The 18,247-nt window shown below is 47.6% G+C and carries 11 protein-coding genes; 5 read left to right on the top strand and 6 right to left on the bottom strand.

All coding sequences use genetic code 11. The features are described 5' to 3' along the window. Positions 1 to 46: 46 nt before the first annotated feature. The 3 genes from AC58U0_RS13060 to AC58U0_RS13050 all read right to left on the bottom strand — a co-directional run bounded on the left by AC58U0_RS13060 (position 47) and on the right by AC58U0_RS13050 (position 9,702). Entirely contained in the window at positions 47 to 2,692 is a 2,646-nt protein-coding gene (locus AC58U0_RS13060) for an exo-rhamnogalacturonan lyase family protein (RefSeq protein ID WP_497379424.1), read from the bottom strand. 184 nt (positions 2,693 to 2,876) lie between these two features. Beyond that, positions 2,877 to 5,177 carry a helix-turn-helix domain-containing protein gene (locus AC58U0_RS13055; RefSeq protein WP_497379423.1) on the bottom strand — a complete coding sequence of 767 codons (2,301 nt, stop codon included), beginning with the start codon at positions 5,175 to 5,177 and terminating at the stop codon, positions 2,877 to 2,879. 166 nt (positions 5,178 to 5,343) lie between these two features. Continuing rightward, positions 5,344 to 9,702: a DEAD/DEAH box helicase gene (locus tag AC58U0_RS13050; RefSeq protein WP_497379422.1), complete on the bottom strand. Its 4,359-nt coding sequence runs from the start codon at positions 9,700 to 9,702 to the stop codon at positions 5,344 to 5,346. Positions 9,703 to 9,954: 252 nt separating this feature from the next. On the opposite strand from AC58U0_RS13050, the gene AC58U0_RS13045 reads away from it, so the two are divergent. Then, a complete protein-coding gene (locus AC58U0_RS13045; RefSeq protein WP_497379421.1) occupies positions 9,955 to 11,976 on the top strand; it encodes an S-layer homology domain-containing protein in 2,022 nt (673 codons plus the stop codon). A gap of 239 nt (positions 11,977 to 12,215) precedes the next feature. Here the strand turns inward: AC58U0_RS13045 and AC58U0_RS13040 are convergent, their stop codons facing one another. Together AC58U0_RS13040 and AC58U0_RS13035 are read right to left on the bottom strand one after the other, a co-directional pair. Next, positions 12,216 to 12,401 carry a hypothetical protein gene (locus AC58U0_RS13040; protein ID WP_057306199.1) on the bottom strand — a complete coding sequence of 62 codons (186 nt, stop codon included), beginning with the start codon at positions 12,399 to 12,401 and terminating at the stop codon, positions 12,216 to 12,218. A 193-nt stretch (positions 12,402 to 12,594) separates the two neighbouring features. Beyond that, on the bottom strand, positions 12,595 to 12,816 hold the full coding sequence (locus tag AC58U0_RS13035) for a helix-turn-helix domain-containing protein (protein ID WP_028556998.1): 222 nt from the start codon (positions 12,814 to 12,816) through the stop codon (positions 12,595 to 12,597). A gap of 192 nt (positions 12,817 to 13,008) precedes the next feature. Here AC58U0_RS13035 and AC58U0_RS13030 point away from each other — a divergent pair, with 192 nt between their 5' ends. Genes AC58U0_RS13030 through AC58U0_RS13020 form a run of 3 tightly spaced genes read left to right on the top strand, consistent with a single transcriptional unit; the run spans position 13,009 to position 15,452 of the window. Then, positions 13,009 to 13,713, top strand: a complete 705-nt coding sequence (locus AC58U0_RS13030; protein WP_497379420.1) for a DUF6483 family protein — start codon at positions 13,009 to 13,011, stop codon at positions 13,711 to 13,713. A gap of 19 nt (positions 13,714 to 13,732) precedes the next feature. Continuing rightward, on the top strand, positions 13,733 to 14,464 hold the full coding sequence (locus AC58U0_RS13025) for a class I SAM-dependent methyltransferase (RefSeq protein WP_497379419.1): 732 nt from the start codon (positions 13,733 to 13,735) through the stop codon (positions 14,462 to 14,464). A 10-nt stretch (positions 14,465 to 14,474) separates the two neighbouring features. Continuing rightward, the gene (locus tag AC58U0_RS13020) at positions 14,475 to 15,452 is read left to right on the top strand and encodes an MBL fold metallo-hydrolase (RefSeq protein WP_497379497.1); all 978 of its coding nucleotides are present in this window, start codon (positions 14,475 to 14,477) and stop codon (positions 15,450 to 15,452) included. Between the two features lie 472 nt (positions 15,453 to 15,924). Here the strand turns inward: AC58U0_RS13020 and AC58U0_RS13015 are convergent, their stop codons facing one another. Then, a complete protein-coding gene (locus tag AC58U0_RS13015) occupies positions 15,925 to 16,887 on the bottom strand; it encodes a phosphatidylglycerophosphatase A family protein (RefSeq protein WP_497379418.1) in 963 nt (320 codons plus the stop codon). Between the two features lie 289 nt (positions 16,888 to 17,176). Between AC58U0_RS13015 and AC58U0_RS13010 the strand changes: the two genes are divergently transcribed. Then, complete coding sequence (locus AC58U0_RS13010; RefSeq protein WP_057306195.1) at positions 17,177 to 18,190, top strand: GerMN domain-containing protein; 1,014 nt, start codon at positions 17,177 to 17,179, stop codon at positions 18,188 to 18,190. The last annotated feature ends 57 nt before the right edge of the window (positions 18,191 to 18,247 follow it).

Raw genomic sequence — 18,247 nt, 5'->3', positions numbered from 1 at the left:
CAATTCCTCCTCGAATATTGAAATTTGAAATTTTAGACTGCATCGATTATTTCTTCTGATCCGAAGCATAGGAAGCACTCAGATATTCAGCATTCAGCTCCGTCGGCAGTTCGTTCCCAATTAGCTCCAGGCACATAATCGCGTTCAAGGACCATTGCGACGTTACATTTGTCGTGATGCTCGGCAGTTCTTGAATAGGTCGAACATACGCGTGCTCCGGCACTTGATATGTTCGCGTTGCGTCCTCGCTGCCTCCCGGCAGTCGATTCTCCAGCATGATCCGCCATGTTAACACAGCCAGAGCAGTATTACTGCGTCGGTTGGCTGCGTAAGCCGCCATTGATGCCGCAAACATTGGCCAGCTGAATTTATTATGATCGATGACCCCATTTGTTCGAGCTAACTTTTCCTCAGGTTCTAGGTAATAAAATTCTCCAAATTCTACGAGCATGTCGTCCCAATCAGGATCGGAGAGCAGTTGCGAAAGCTCGATCCACACTTGCGGCGCGCCGAAGGAAATGACCATATGATATCCGTAGTTGCCGTCGCCGATATGGGTAAGAATCCCAGTATTCGGATCGTATCCGAATGTCGTGCCTGATAAGAGCCGGAACGGTGCGGCCTTCAAATTCTTAATCCCTTGCAGGATCTTATCTCGGTATTTCGAATTCTCAAAGCGTTCCCATTGCGACATCCAATTTGAGCTAAAGGCTGCCCAGTCCGGACCGCTCCTCACATGGGTAGGATGCTCGTCCTTCGGGAAATAAGCTCTCATCGGATCGATCCCGACGGTGGCGAAATCTGCATCGGCCACTTCCGCCAAAATATCTCCAATTCGTTCATCTGCAGTCAAGAAGTAATAGTAACGATGCAACCCCGCCATTGCTATGCGCGCTTCCTTGCATCCGCAACCCCAGTGAACGACATTATGCCGAGACCCGAGTCCTGCATATTCTCCGGAATGATAGACATCCACTTCACTCGTATGACGCGTCATGGCCTCCGCCATGCGGAACAAATCTGCACGTCCCGACCGCAAGAACGAGAGCCAAAGCCAGATGTTCGGCACAAGCTCGGTGTTCTGCCAGGCAAACCCGCCTACATCGTATCGCCATTCGTGCCGTACGGGATCGTACGTATGCATGAAATCTCCATAATCCCAGAAACCGTACCACCGCCGCCCCTCGATCTCTTGCTTATAGAAGCTCAAACAAGCGTCCAGTTGCTCTTCAATCCAAGCTTTAGCAGGCGTACTATGATCAGGCAGGCTCCAGATACCGAATACGTTAGTATCATGATAACGTGCTGGCTCACATAAGAGCTGTGGCGGGGTTTGAATATGGCTGGTCATGTTTGTAAGTTCGGCAGCAGCGGGTGTCCCATCGCAGCACCACAGCATAAGCTCGTTCGTATTTCCGATTCCATATGGTGTACTGCGCAGCTCTTCGGATCCCTCATAGGCGGATTCCACATAAGTTGTCGTATCGTAATGACGCATATCCATAGCTGCCGCATCCGGAGACCAGAACCAGAGTGTTAGCTTGGCTTCATCTGTCGTCATACCGTTTACTTCCAAAGAGGATGGATGCTTCTGCCAAAAATTGCGAAGCCCTGCTGCAAGCCCGCCGTGAGTGTCACCGGCATATACGAGCCCTTTCGCACGGTTACCGCTGACGGCCTTCACTGGGCTGCATTCTTCGTATGTTTGCTTGACGACAGAATAGGAGTCGGCGGAAAGCTGCGTCAACTTAAAGCTGTCCCAGGCAGCGGAATCATCAAGCAGTGCTTTGAACTTCGCATCTTTCTCATGATCAAATGCAATGGCTTCTCCAGCTTGCTGACGCCAGAACATGTCCATGTAGACGCCCTTCGTCCGCCATGTCGACAAATGTCGGGGCGATTCACTGAAAAAGCCTGTATCGCCCGCAAAACGAACATACCTGTTATACAGGGGGGCTTTCAGCGGCAAAGCAAAAGAGATGCCAAGCCCTTTCACGAAGTCCTCCTGTGGATCTCCATTGAACAATGTGGTATGGACAATCCGAATCGATGCTTGGTTGGCATAGAAATACAGACGCAGCCGGAAGGGCAGCCAAGAACGATCGGCTTTCTTGGAGATATGCTCGCCCTCTACCATGAGTACGACCCTTAAAGGACCTTCCTGTTCGATGGTTACGGATGTGATCTCGCCACGAAACGATTCTTCCTGGTAAAGACGCCCGCTCGATGTCGTTCGTCGTTCTTCGCGAATACAGACAAGTGAACCATCCGAGCTGATTAGCCTCTCCCCGTGATATAGAGCACGGATGAATGACTTTCCTTGTTTTCCAACGATACACCGGATGACCCCGGTATCAACGGTCACTTCATCAGCCGATAGAGTAACCTTCATACGGGAACTTACATGGATCGCAATAGACTGTTCATCGGCGGCTTGTAGTGTATAGCCTTCACCTTCAGGTTTATCGAACGATGCGGCGTGGGCTGTCCATTTTACGCTGCCGTCAGGCCAATAAGCAGTTGGCCAGCTTTGAAGCGCGAGCGGATTTCCTGACGGATCATGAAGTATGCAAGTACCAGCTTGAGACCGATTTAATTCACCTATGTGCCAAGGTACTCCCCATGTAACACCGCAAGAGTTTGGAAGTTCTTCCTCCAACCATTGCACGCGGAGTTGCTTTTTCTCTCCCATGTATTCTTTACCCCTCTCCGAATTTGTTTCGCGCCTTGGTTCAAGATTAGTATCTGGGGGAATTTCCATCAACTACACTTTCTAACTCCCTGCATGACAGGACATTTCACTTTTTTGCGGGATTAAGACTTTTTTTCCAAACCCAAAAAACAAACCGCCATTGCAGGCGGTTTACGAGTTGAAGCTATTCATTTCTGTTTAACTCCCGATATCGGCTTGGTGTTATATCTTCTTGTTTCTTAAAGATCCGGTTAAAATAGCTTGGCTGATATCCAGCCTTTTCGGCAATATCATTGATTTTCATATCCGTGTCGCGCAAAAGCTCCTTCGCTTTTTCAATACGCAGCTCGGTTAAATAGTCAATAAAATTTTTGCCGCTGACCTGCTTGAACGCTTTGCTTAACGCAACCGTATTCGTGCCCGCGTAGTCGGCGCAGCTATCCAGAGATATTTCCTTCATGTAATTGTTCTGAAGATAAATCATCGCTGTTTCCACAGTCTTTTTCACTTCGGCGTCGGATCGCGATTCCAGCTCCACCATGCATGGACTCACTACTTTATCATGGAACCAAGCGATCATTTTCTGCGGGTCCCCGATTTGCATAAGTTGTTCGTATAAATTAGCCGATTTAAATATTCGGTTTGGATCCAAATTCGCAAGTCGAATAGCATGCAAGATACTACCGAGTAATTGAAGATTACCTTGCTGAATGTCGATCACCTTAGCTCCGCGTTCGAGCAGTTCTTCCATGAAAGCCTGAATAAGCTGCTTCGCTTCTTCATTCTGGCCGATTCGAATAGCCTGAATAATCGCTCTTTCGAGTGCGAAAGGATAATGAATTTCGTGGTTCTCTTTCTCGAGTTCATCCAGAGATTCCAGGTCGATAATTTGGTTCCGGCTTTCGAAGCGGCGTCTGCTTGATGCCTGCATCGCTTCCTCGAAGCGAGAGGGCACATGTACGATAGACATAGCAAGATTGCCGATCGTGACCGATACGTACATTTTCAGCGTATGATGAATCCCTTGAGCCAGTTCTTGACTGAACGTTTTGATTATTTCCGGCTTTTCAATTTCTTCCGGAAGGATGATGAGAATACCGATCGACAAATCGTGAAAGTTCAACACTTCCGCTTGATCGAAACGACTCGATGCGAGCTCCTTCGTAATATTGGCAGCAGCGAAAGTGACAAGTCCCTCATCACCTGACGAGAAGCGCCCCTCCAAGTTTTCAAATCCGCTTAATTGAATATACAGCATAGCATATTGCCTATTGTCCACTGACCAGCCGAAATTGCGCATTCTCTCCAGAAGTGATTGCTCGGAGTATGAGTATAGATACCCTTGAACAAGTTGAAGCAAGAAGCCTTCCTTGAGATGAGGGAGCTGCTCCTCCAGCTTATTCTGAAGCGTTATACTCTCTCTAGTCAAATGCAGCCATTCTTTCTCAATGATTTTAAAATCATCATTTTGTTCTTTCCGGAGCGCTGCTAAACCTGTCTTTCCAGTTAACAAGTTGACTAATTGTGCGATAGGTGAATAGATACGCCGTGAAGCCAGCCAAGATAAAACGAACGCGAGCATCAGCATCGCGATGCTTAGCGTCAAGACCAATTGAGAAATAAAAACGACAGGCTTGGTAATTGCGCTAATCGGCGACGCAGTGACATAAGTCCAATCGGCACCGACACGCGACATGGTGCCGAAGGCTACAGTGTACGTCGTTTGGTTCCAATCAAACAGGAATGAGCCTGATTTCGCCTTACTGGTAAGTACCTCTCTCTTAATAGCTTCATCTAGCTGCGATGCAGGTTCTTTCCCTGAGCTAGACAGTAATTGATCACCATTTTCCTCCAGCAGAAACGTACTCCCGTCGTTATAAGGGGCTAACGTTTGCAGCAGTTTGGCAACCTTCGCGGTGTCGATCCGAACCGCAATGACCCCATACGGGTTCTCGTTAGTTTCAGGTATTTTTACCATTAAAGACAATGAATGATCACGCGGAAGTCCGGACTCCGAAGTATGCTGGGACCAGAAAACCTTCTTATCATTCGCGAGCAAATTCCTGTATCCTTCGATCTGTACAGCGCTGGTTAATGCCTCGTATTGCGGGTGAAACCGCACGGGCGCTGCCCCTTCCAAGAACAATTCTGTTTCCGCAGCCAGTGGATTGGCGCCTTTCATATTGGCTAGTGTCTGTGTCATGTTGCGAGCAATCTCGAAATCACGCGATAGTTTTAAACTCGCTAATGAGTAACTGAAGCTTGGATCGAAAGCCCAATGCATAACCGACGTCTCCAAGTAAGAGAACTGCTCGTCAATATTGGCAGCTCTAAGTTGAATCTGCTTATTGTGCATCTGAAGCAGCTCGTTCTCAAGACGCTCGCCGGCAAGCCAATAAATCACACCGCCGAAGATAAGTCCGGGAATACTGGAGATGATCAGAATTAAAATCCAATTGTCTCGGAAGCGCTTACTTCTGAACACGATTTATTCCCCCTGACATCTTCTTTTAAACTTATATGGATATGGATAGATTGCAGTTGTAACCCTTCAACGATAAAAGGTTACTTCATATAATACCATGTGAATGGTCAACCGAGAATTGACTTTTGATCCTATTTTTAAAGCAGAAGGTAAGAGCAGGCCGCACTCAGCTTAGTTGGCTTGGCCAAAGAACTAGACTGGTGCGGTCTTTTTCTGCGCCTAGAAGTTTTAAATATTCCTGTTCGGGCGCTTCTGCGATACGTACGCCGTTCCAAGCTTCGATAACGATTTTACGTAGTTGATGTTGTTTAAGAAACTGGCGAAACATACTTTTTAGCTCAAGGACGATGGTCATCTGATCGTCGTTTTGGTTCGTTTCTGGTGCAATTTGATAAATCCGCTTGCCATTATTCTCGATCCAATACAACCACTCACTGCCTTTGAGGGCTAAGTAATTTCCGCTTTTACGTGAAAATGAGATGTTTGAAACCTCAGGCCATGGGACAATCAGTCCAAAGGGATTAGCCGGATCAGTAGCACTTAAAAGCGTGAATTTTTGTTGACTATCGGAAGCGTTACCTGCTTGCTGGTACAGGTGAGTGATGAATTCTTTGGATGCGAACTGCAGAGCATGTAAATCGGAAATGAATAGCCCTCTGACGACAAGACCCCATTCTTCCAACTGACGAAGCGCTGTTTGAATGGCTTCCCATGGAAACGGGCAGTGAGCAGAGACGAGATCTTTGGTGATGATGCCAAAACGCTCCAGCAGATGATGCGTCCACTGCATGGCTGACGATTGCTTATCGAAAGCAGGGCTAAGCAGGGAATCGAGAGGATACCATCGACCAAGACCTGACTGGAATTTATCCGGTTTCTTAGAAGCTCCTGCGGCATGTAATCGAAGCGGAGCGAATTGGTCGTTAGCAGCCTGTCCATCCCACACTAATTGCAGAAGCTCCTCTAACAAGGAAGAAGGAGCTCGCCCTGTTTCAATACCCAGCTTGCTCAGAAAGATGGCCCCTTTTTTCTGCAAAAGGCTAAGGAGCTCAGGGTGTGAGGCTGGTCTTTGGTTGGCTAAAGTGAGGCAGGGCTCATACAGCGAGCTGCTTTCTGCCAGAAAGAAGGCGATGCGGCCTTCCTTTTCGTCGGGCTCTTTGCGGCCTATCCAGACAATTTGACCTGACGAGCACAAGGTGTCTAGGTCCTGTTTGCGGTACGATAGCTGACGCGTAGGAAATAAGACAGTCTCCCAAAGTGAGACGGGCAGGAAGAAGCCTTGCAAATCTTCAATAATCTCGCGGAGATGGTCCATTCCAGGCACGTCAATTCTATCTGCGAGTTTGCGCCTTAGCGGCATATGCGTCATATAGTTCAGTGGGGATACGGCCTCGCCGCCACGTCGATAGGACTGAAGGGACAGGCGAATTAATCGTGAAGCAACCTTGCTGCTTGTCCACAGCTCCTCGATTTCTGGAACGGCAAAAGGTGCAACAGATAACATACCATCTTGAACGGCGCTCTGAACCCAATCAGCTGCAATGGCAGAATCTACCTCAAAACGGGCTGCCAATTCTGCCGTTGTGAAAGAGAGCTTCCCGTCGGCAAATCTTTGAAACACAAACGATCTGGCAACCATAGAATCCGAGAGTGAAGAATAGAACTCCAATTCATCACTGCAGATATAGCGGGTCTCTTTCGAAAAAAAGGCTGTTGCTGCCTTACCTTGCCCAAGGAGATCATTGATCCATGCTGTGACAGTTACTTCGGATGCTGAACTAGCCAGGACGAGTTCAGCCAAAGAGGAATCGCCACGTTCTTTCAAATAACGAAACACCTCTTGTGCTGAAGCTAAAGGATCATCCGTCAGGGCGAGTTTATGTTCCTCTGCCTCGATGACTTGAGGGCTAACGGCGCTGCGGATCGCCTCAGATCCGAAAATATCGGCTGCCATTTGACGGCTAAAGCCAAGTAATTCAACCTGCAAATCCTGCGTTAACGCATCGGATTCATATAATTTCTGCGACACGTAGTCGAATTTAAACTGCGCAGCGAGCGGCGATGGGAAATGGTTGCGATGAACGGCAAATTGGATATTTCCTGAATGAATGGCTTCTAAAATGCGCTGAAGATGCTGAATATCAACATGCTCATCCAGGCATTCTCGCATGGCTTCCTGAAACAAAGGAAAACGTTCTTTAAAGGGCAGAGCCTCTTTCATGAGTTCTTGTCCGCGCAGTCGCTTAATCCAAGCAGGCATACGTGTGAAGCTGCGGGAAAGAAGCAAGGACGTTTCTGCGAGTCGCTGGAAAGCTGCTCCGAACATACCGGATTCAGCCACAGCCTCAATGACGAACTGTTCTGCTTCTATAGAAGAGATGGACATAATGGCATGCAAAATCGACTGATGGAAGCTAGGGAAAATTAGCTCGATGCCATTGTCTTTGGCATTGGTATAGAGGGCGGTATGCCCTATTTGTTTGAGATGCCTATCGATAGCCATTAACCAAGTTCGGTTGAGCATGCGACCAAATAGGCTGTGCAAAATATAATGGGTTTGATTATTTTCATCGGTGAAAGTTTCGATGACAACGGTTGTATCTGTCGGCACCGTATTTACAGCAATCTGATTGCGAACGAGACTGATGAGCGCATGGCTAGCATCCGAATCAAAGTGAAAATACTCCAAGAGCCAGTCTTGGACGTCGAGATCGGCTTGAGTGTGAGGAAGCGGCTGCAAACGATCACGCAGTTCTCGCCATAGTTGACCCGTTTGAACGCCGAGCTCAAACGACTTTCCGCCGGTTTCCCCGCGCCAGAAGGGGACTTCGCTGTAACGATTGTCGGCTTCCTGGACATAGATACGCTCTGGACGCTTGCGGACGATACGCCAAGATGCCGTACCCAATTGAAATACGTCCCCAACAGACGATTCGTGGATGAACTCTTCATCCAGCTCACCGAGGTGAAGCCCGGTTTCATTGTGATGCACAGGGTATGCCGTGCTCTGAGGGATTGTGCCCGCGCCAGTGAGTGCAGCCATCTGTGTGGCCGCCAACCGCTCTAAGCGGCCGTTTTCACGATCCCATGCGATGAGAGGACGCACGAAGGGGTACAGGCCTGCGAGCACCTCGAGCATCGCGAGCCAGCGTTCGCGCGGCAGCTCGCGAAAGGAGTCGCTCTGCGCGAGAAGGCGCTCTAGGCGAGTCACATCCAGCTCGTCGCCCATGGCTGCCATGGCGACGAGCTGCTGCGCGAGGACATCGAGGCTGCCCCGCGGGATGCGGATGGCCTCGATGTCGCGCGCCGCGATCCGCCGGCTGAGCACGGCCAGCTCCGGCAGCAGGCTGCGGCTGCGCGCAAGCAGCACGCCGCGGCTGACGCTGCCGACGGCGTGGCCGGCCCGGCCGATCCGCTGGATGCCTGCGGCAGCGGTGAAAGGCGAGTCGATCTGGATCACCAGATCGACATGGCCGACGTCGATGCCGAGCTCCAGCGACGACGTGGCAACCAGGCAGCGAAGCTCGCCGGCCTTGAGCAAGCGCTCGACCTCGAGCCGCTTCTCGCGGGCGACGCTCCCGTGGTGGCTACTCGCGATCTCATGACCGACATGGTCATTGAGTCGCAAGGTCAAGCGTTCGCAAAGCCTGCGGCTATTTGCGAAGATCAGCACTGTGCTGCAGCCTTCCATGAGCTGCAGCACACGTTCGACAAGAGGCGTCCATATCGCCTCTTTATCAGCCCCAGCCCGCGCAGGTTCCGGCATCGTCACCTGAAGTGCATACTGCTTCTCGGCTTTGCTCTCGATAATAGCTACATTGCGAGGCTGGTCAGCTTCCCAGCCGCCAAGATAACGAGCGACCCGCTCGATAGGCTTTTGTGTGGCTGACACGCCGATCCGCTGGACGGATCGCCCGCACCACGCATTGAGCCGTTCCAGCGTGAGCGACAAGTGCATGCCGCGCTTGTCCGCTGCCAGATCGTGGATTTCGTCGACGACGATCTGTTCCACGCTCTTTAGCATTTCTCTCGCGCGCGGAGAAGTCAGCAGTAAATACAACGATTCTGGCGTGGTCACCAGCAGATCTGGCGGCTGCTTCAGCATCGATGCCCGAGTGCTTTGTTTGGTATCGCCGGTACGAACCCCAATCGTGAGTCCCCGCCAGGGGGTTTCCTTTTCCTTTATGAAAGAGGAAGCAGTCTCCTCAATTTCTGCCATAAAATGAATCAAATGATCATGAATATCATTATTCAACGCTTTAAGCGGTGTCACGACAAGCACGCGAACACCGGCTGTGTAAATGTCCTCAAGTTCCTGTTTCTTTTTAAGAACTCCGTCCAAACAAGGCAGTAAGGCTGCCAATGTTTTACCTGAGCCTGTAGGGGAAGAGATGAGAGTGTGCGTGCCAGAACGTATTTGTTTCCATGCCTGCTTCTGAACATCTGTAGGTTCACCGAAACGAGAAGCAAACCAAGCCCTCAGAACGGGATGAAAATGAGATAGATCCAGCGCAATTTCCGTCATTGCCTTCGCTCCCTTACTCACAATTTCTTCCAACATAGCACATTGTGAGGGTCATCGCCAGCGGGACAGAATATGACAGTTTATTTGCATCTCGTATGCTAAAGTGGTTAAAGATGTACTTGATCACTTTGTTGGATAAATGAAGGAAAAATTCTTAATGGAAAATAAAAGGCCACCCTCCTAAAAATAACCAATCAAACGAATTCTTCTGATACATGTAGTATTCAAATAAAGAAGGAGAGTGTGTAAAGCGTGACGTTCAAAAAAGTAATCGCGACAGGACTTGCATTCGTTATGATCATGGGAAGCGGCACAGCAGTATTAGCCAAAGACAATGGAAATAAAAAAGATGACAGTAAGGTTGAGATACATCTCACCTTTGACGATTTGCAATCGGCAGAATGGGCGATACGCTATATCGCGAGCTTAGCATCGAAGCGTGTGTTTGAAGGGTATGAGGATGGTACCTTTAAGCCTCATAATACGGTTTCCCGAATCGAAGCGATTACGGCTGCCGTTCGTTTGATGGGACTTCGCAGCCAAGCAGAATCAGCAGCAGAAATGAGCACTCATTTGAATTTTAAAGATGCGGATAAAGTTCCTTCTTGGGCTGTCGGTTATGTAGCTGTAGCATTAGAAAATGATTTGTTCTCGGAAAATGATGATATGGTTCAGCCTCAAAAAGAAGGCGACCGGCTTTGGGCGACAACACTTTTAGTTAAAGCTTTGAAGTTGGAAGCTCAAGCGAAAGCGAAAATGAACACGACACTGCCATTTAAAGATGCGAAACAAATTCCTGCAGGCGCTGTGGGTTATGTAGCTGTTGCCATCGAGAAAGGTTTGATCGATGGTTTCGAAGACAATACGTTTAGGCCTAATCAACCGGTAACACGGGCTCAGCTCGCAGCTTTGCTCGATCGTACGGGCGGTCAATTGCCAGACCAAGTGAATAACACGATAAATGGAACTGTAAGTAGTGTTGTGACCAACAACACGCTTAGTATTACAAGTTCAGGCACAACATCAACCTATCCTCTGCATCCAGACGTTTTCATTTATCGGAACGGGGCCAAAGTAAACGCATCTGCGTTGCAGGTAGGGGACGTAGTGAAAGTACGAACATTTAATGGTCAAATTGTCTTCATCGAAGTGACCAATGCCGTACAATCAATTATCTACAGCGGCACCGTAAGTGCGGCAGTTACGAATAATACATTGACGCTAACGAAGGCTGGAGCTACCTCTACACTACCGCTTCATCCAGATGTCGTCGTTTATCGCAACGGCATTAAAGTGAGCGCGTATGACCTAAAAGTGGGTGATGAAGTTAACATTCGCACTTCGGATAATAAGGTCATCTACATCGAAGTCACTAAATCGATTGTACCTATTTCAAGCAGCGGTACAGTTAGCGCGACCGTTAGTAACAATGTACTTAAGCTTACGAAAGCAGGCGTTACAACTTCATACACCCTGCATCCAGATGTGGTCATTTATCGGAATGGCGTGAAAGTCACTGCTGCCTCCCTGCTGGTTGGCGATGAAGTGAACGTTCGCACATCCGACAATAAAGTCATTTTCATTGAAGTAACGCAAACGGCACAAGCCATTACGAATAGCGGGACAGTTAGCGCAGTTGTCAGCAATAACGTACTTAAGCTTCAGAAGTCAGGTGTTACATTTGAGTTAATACTTCACTCGGATGTTATCGTCTATCGGAATGGGTTGAAAGTCAATGCTTCCGATTTGAAAGTTGGAGACGAAGTCAATATCCGCACTACCGAAAATAAAGTCATTTATATTGAAGTGACCAAAATGGTTCAACCCATTACAAACAACGGTACGGTTAGCGCCTTGGTGAGCAACAATGAACTGAAGCTCACGAAGTCGGGAGTTACAACTGTATTCACCCTTCATCCGGATGTCGTTGTTTATAGGAACGGTGTGAAGGTCAGGGCTGTTGATTTAAAAGTAGGCGATGAAGTCGATATCCGCACCTCTGATAATAAAGTCATTTACATTGAAGTCACCAAATTGATTGATGCGAATCTACCATTTGAACTTTTAGGAAAGTTAAAAGGAACCACCCTCAATGCCAAAGGTGAACTTGCTACGATTTCCATCACTCAAACCATTAATGGTGTGGAACAAACAACGATCTATCAGGTATCCTCTAGTGTTACGCTTTCCGGTAACCTGGCCTTATTTAAGGAAGGGAATCTTATACAGCTTAAAGGTGTTAATAGGCTCGTAACCTCCATTACGATCAAATAAAATGCGGAATGAAGCCCACTCAGATTTATGGGGGCTTCTTTTTTTGGTTTTGTTTTGCCGTAAAGCCTAACTCACAGTCATCTTCAGGGACTTTTTGCACGGCCACTTTTTCTGCAATGATGTATTTGCGCTTATTCAAAACGAACGCGCGTGACGATCTGCTGAGACAACGAGTCCTCATGAAGGACCAATTAGATTACGATAATTTTTTTACATGGAAGCACAAAGAAAAAAGCCCTTCAGTAATGGGCCAGGATAACAGCGATATCTCTATCATTAAATTGAAGGGTACCCTCTTCCGATTTCGTAAAGAAATATCCTCTAGATTCAATATAATGGCAAAGTTTAAGCAGAATTTTGGGTTCTATATTCAGAAGCGTTGAAAGTGAAAAAATGTTTTTTTGATCATTGGTTGCTTCAACCATTTAACATAATAACCTCCTAATAATGAATGATATATGTATCATAGTACATGCCCCAAGTCACTTGTTGTCGAAACATCGGGTTAACAAAACTTTCAATATTTGGATGATTTCTAATCATTCTGCCAAACATAAAAGCCCTTGAATCCTCCACAGGGAGGCTCAAAGGCTTACATGGATCCGTCTGTTGACGGAATCAGATCTTTAATTCCCCAAGCTTGATCAGTTCTACAACCGCTTGTGAACGACCCTTTACGTTCAGCTTTTGCATGACGTTAGAAATGTGATTCCTCACAGTCTTTTCGCTTATGAAAAGCTGCTGCGCGATATCTTTCGTGGTTTTGTCTTGTACTAAGAGTTCGAATACTTCTCTTTCGCGGTTAGTAAGTAGAAATTTGTTTTTGTGGTCGCTGCCCATGGATGTGTGTCACCCCTCCTTGCTCGGGTATTGGGAATTACAAGGTTTAGGGATACAGTCAAAATTAGTTTATGAAGGGCTGTTGTCAATGGTGCGGTATATGCATAAAAATAGGCGGTATCCCCTTTTGAGTTTCCTTCCGAGGCGTGGTAAGCTAAAATGAAGCATTTCTTTTGAACAAAGGAGGCTCAAATGATGTTCAAGCGTGATTATTTTATGCGGCAGATTGAGCAAATGACCGTGGTGCTGCATCGCATACTTTTTAATAAGGAACATATTCCATTAGAAGATGCCCAGCAGCAGCTGGATGAGGCAAGTCGCCATCTATTGGGGCTGAATATTCGCTCTTTGCAGGCATTATCGAGTAAGGATATCCTTGATTTATTGTCCTATCATGGCAGCGTGGATACCGCCAAAGCCCTGGTGCTTAGCGATATGTTTGTAGGACAAGGCGACCTGCTTCAGCGGCATGAACAGACTGACGAGGCTTATCACGCTTATCTGAAATCCGTTGATTTGCTGCTTCACCTATCACTCTCACCGGAAGTTGAACCTAGGGATGAAGTGAACGATGAGATCACGTCCCGATTGAACCAGAGCTTGGAACGTCTTCAAGGATGGATCATCCCGGAGGAGATCAAGAGGCTTCTTTTCGCGCATTATGAGAAACAGGGCAATTTTGCCAAAGTAGAGGATGTTCTATTTCATTATATGGAAGATCATCCGGACCGATCGGTAATACTCGAACAAGGGGTAAGCTTTTACGAAAAATTAATGGATATGGAAGAAGAACTCCTGCAAGCAGGCAATTTTAGCAAAGAAGAAGCGTTTGATGGTTTGCGTATTGTGAAGCAGAAATTGCAATCATTTGAACTTCCTAACATTTATAAATCGTAGAAATTGAAGGTGTAAAGAAATGGCTTGGTATCAGGAAAGTTTTGGGAATGATTATTTAATTGTTTATAAACACAGAGATTTGCAAGGTGCTTACCATGAAGTGAAGAAGATGATCGATTGGCTGGGGCTGAAGCAAGGGGCCGAAGTGCTTGATTTATGCTGCGGCATGGGCCGCCATTCCATGGCGCTGGCTGAGTTCGGTTACGATGTAACAGGCGTTGATTTATCCGAGGTGCTTTTGAATGAGGCGGTTAAGATAGACGATGGCAAGCAAGTAACATGGCTGCGCGGAGATATGCGTGAAGTACCGCTCGATCGGCAATACGATGCTGTTGTGAATTTGTTTACTTCGTTTGGCTATTTTGATGAGGATGAACAGAATGAGAAGGTGCTTCATGAAATTCATCGGCTTCTAAAAGAGGGCGGCCGTTTCATCATCGATTTCTTGAATCCGGTTTATGTTCAGTCGAATCTCATTCCTCAATCGGAGCGAACGGAAAAAGATTTATTGATTCGTGAAGTAAGAGCCATTGAAGATGGCTGTGTGCGTAAACGGATTGTGATTTCGCAAAAGGGTACTGCTGATCGGCATTATGTGGAGCAGGTTAAGTTGTATGATCGAACGGCGTTTGAAGCTATGCTGTTAAAAGCGGGTTTACATATTGATTATGTCTACGGTGAATATGATGGACAGGCTTATGATGCTGAAGCATCTAGCCGGTTGATTTTTGTAGGGCATAAGGAAGGATGAGTACTTGGAAATGAACATCGTGACTGAACATACGGATGAGATCACGCAAGTGAAAGTTCCGCTGCCTTTTCCTCTGCGATGGGTGAATGCTTACCTCGTACGAGGCAGCAGCGGGTATACCGTGATTGATCCGGGGCTCCACACCCCGGATGCGGAGGCGCTCTGGCAGCAGGTGCTGCAGGAGCGCGGGATTGGATTTGAGCACGTTGAGCAAATCGTGCTCACCCATCACCATCCCGACCACTATGGGATGGCGGGTTGGTTCCAGGAGCGCACGGGCGCGCCGGTTCTCCTCTCGGAGACCGGCCTAGCGCAGGTGCAGCTCCTGTGGGGCCCGGAGCAGCCGATGTCGGCGCTGCTCCTGACGCTCTTTGCCCGGCACGGCTTCCCGGAAGCCGGGCTGATCGAGATGACGAAGCACATGGTGAGCTTCGTCTCGCTGGTGTCGCCGCAGCCACAGGTGACGGTGCTGCGTGAAGGGCCTGTGCGCCTCGGGGACCGCGTGTACGAAGCCATCGAGACCCCCGGCCATGCCGCGGGTCATCTGTGCTTCTACGACGCCGCGGCGGAGGTGATCTTTTGCGGCGACCATGTCCTGCCGCAAATATCGCCGAACGTTTCCTTCCTCCCTCAGGTGGAAGAAAACCCGCTCGGCGCTTACCTCAGCAGCCTGCAGGAGATCGGCAGGCTGCCTGTGAAGATGGCTTACCCGGGGCACCGGGAGCCATGGTCCGGCTTTGGCGCACGCGCAGAGGAGCTTGTGCGCCATCATCATGAGCGGCTTGCGCTCATGGAGGGGCAGCTAAGCGCGCCGCTTAGCGCTTATGAGGTGTGCCGCGCGGCGTTCGGCGACCGGCTGAGCATACACCAGATGAGGTTCGCGCTATCGGAGACGATCGCTCACCTCATTCTGCTGGAAGCAGAAGGCCGCATCCAGCAGGTAGACCCAGCCGCGGAGCTCATTCAATATTTAGCAGCATCGAAATAATAACGAGAGCCCCAACCGAGAATGAATGGTTGAGGCTCTTCAATTCCGAAAGAAGTACACATTTAGTATATTTAGGGAACCAGAAGCCTCTATTTTTGTGAAAACCCACGTATTTCTATTCTTGCGGAACTAGAAGCCGCTAATTCAAGAAAATAAGGTTCTCTGGAAAGAAAAACAGTGAAATAACGACTCCTAGTTCCTCTTAATCATGAAAAGGGGTCATTTTACTGAAATAAGGTCCTCAGGTTCCGTCAATAATTGTTTGACCAACATTCGTCCCATATTCTTTAATCCTCCCAATAGCACAACACACAATTCCCTCACAGGCACCTTACTCTACCGCACACGGCGCAATTTACCCACATCACTTCACTCTACCTCAAAACACGTAATTCACCCATAGGACTTCACTCTACAGCTAACACTTAATTCTCTCCACGTCATATCACACGCATTTGAATGACAACCAGACTCACTTCAAAGGCTTACTATAAGTAGGAATATTATTATGCGCCAAACGGCCACAGGCAGCAGCAACGATGCCGCAAACCATATCATCAATAAACGTATTGCATTTTCCTTCGGAATGATCGCTATCGAGATCTTTAATAATCCCGATTTTCTCTTTGTCCAGGTAACCGAAATTAGTGAGAGCGATAGTCCCGTACATGAGTGGAACAGCTGTTGCGATGCTTTCATCTACCCCGAAAAGACCTTCGTCTTGTCCGACAATATGATTGTATTGGGGATTGAATTCTCCTGCTTCAACAGCTGTATCAATTTTGATAGCCAACTGGAGGGCATGGAATGTTTGCTGTTTTCGTAATACAGCAAGAACATGCTCTTCACAGAGGCTGCGCTCCATATCTGGATTGTAAGGACGTTGAAGCTGATCCAGAATATCCACCATATCCTCCAAAGCTACGCCTCTCGACGCGAACAGAGCCAGGTTACGCGCGGTGTAGTCTTCTTTCACATTTTCAGAAATGATTGAACTGGCTGTTGATGCAACAATGGCACAGATCCCTTTGGAAATGAAAGATTTAGGACGTTTGGTCGGAAAAAAGAAACGGAATTTACAATCCATAAATCCAAAAAGAGAAATCGCGCCGCTGCCATATAGGCCACAGATAGACATAGCAATGGTGCGATGAACATTATATGCGGGGTCTTTCATACTAGCTAGCAGCTCGGAATCATGTTTGACCTTCTTTTGGAGCTCCATGAGCGTGGACATAACGTTATAGGTTTCTGTTTTGCTTAATACACCTAGCAAGGTTGTTGTGATCGTTTCATAGGGAATTTTCTTAATTCCTTTGATTTCGACGAGTAAGCGAGCAACAGCTTCTTCGATGACAGCTTGGGAATAGTGACTGAAAACCTCTTCACGGAATTCGTTGAAAATGTTTGCTTTTTCTTTAAGGAATGTTCTCATTGAAGCGCCTCCGAATTAGGTTAATTCTTTATTTTTGAGTATAGCATATCTTTAAAAAATGCCGAAGGAAGGTAACTCCCAGAATTTTACTTGTTGCTATGTTCTACAGGTGCAGGGGTTAAATCCTAGTGCATGACTTTTTTTCAAGTGAGGACAAAAAGTAGTTATAAATCGGACAAAGCCCCGTATACATAATAATACGAAAAAGCAGTGTACAGGCCATGCAAAGAAAATACAGGGCAGATGCTTCAGAAAGCTTCTGCGAAAACTTGGAGGAGGAAATAAGCTAATGAAACATCAACATTGGATTCGTTCAGCCGCTATCGCGGGGGTAATTGCCTTGCTGACCACGGGATGTTCGGTTCTGGGCACTGGGAAGAAAAGTGACATCGATGCACCTCCGACAACGGGTGCGGAAGCTGACGCGAAGACGACATCAGCGGCCGTTACGATCGATATGATCGAGGACAATTCATCACAGATGACGGTTTATGTGAAAGATGCTAAAGGATTCGTTGCTCCACTTAGTCTTGGATTACCAAAAACGGTTTCTGTCGCCAAAACGACTCTCGAGTATATGGTGGACGGAGGACCGGTTGCAAGTTTGCTTCCATCGGGTTTCCAAGCACTGCTGCCTAAAGGTACGAAGGTCGTTAGTTTGAATGTTACATCAGACAAGCGTGCCATTGTTGATTTCTCTAAGGAGTTCCTCAATTACGATGGGCCGAATGAGAGAAAGATTTTGGAGGCCATCACTTGGAACCTGACGAGCTTCCCAACCGTAGAGAAAGTACAGCTGCGTGTAGATGGGAAAGATCTGAAGGAGATGCCGAAAGGGAAGACACCGCTGGATACACCTCTTGCACGCTCTATGGGGATCAACATTGAGAAGGCTGAGGACGCTGAATTTGGTCAGTCCACACCGGTTACACTCTATTTCTTGAATCAAAATGATCAAAATTACAAATATTATGTACCTGTTACAAGGCTGGTCAAAAGGACGGATGATGTCGCGAAAGCGGTCGTCGAACAATTGATCAAAGGGCCTGACCAGAAGAAAGGTCTGGCTGCTGTTCTGAATGCTACAACGGAAGTGAAGAGCATTAAGCCGGCAGATGGCGTTATAACGGTTGACTTCTCCAACAAATTCCTTGGCGCCGATCAGAAAGCATCCGCAGAGGCTATGCAGTCTGTTATTCTTTCATTGACGGAGAACACAAGTTTTAAACAAGTCCAAATTAAAGTGGATGGCGCAGTGAAACCTGTAACTAAAACTGCTCATATTAATCCGGCTAAGCTTTAAGAAGCTTGCCCGGTTCTAACGACCTCTATGCAAAAGCGCTGACTTTGACAAGGCGCT

This window comes from Paenibacillus sp. J31P190, from assembly GCF_059692075.1.
The sequence above is the reverse complement of the archived record's forward strand: the minus strand, read 5'-3'. Positions and strand labels throughout refer to the sequence as shown.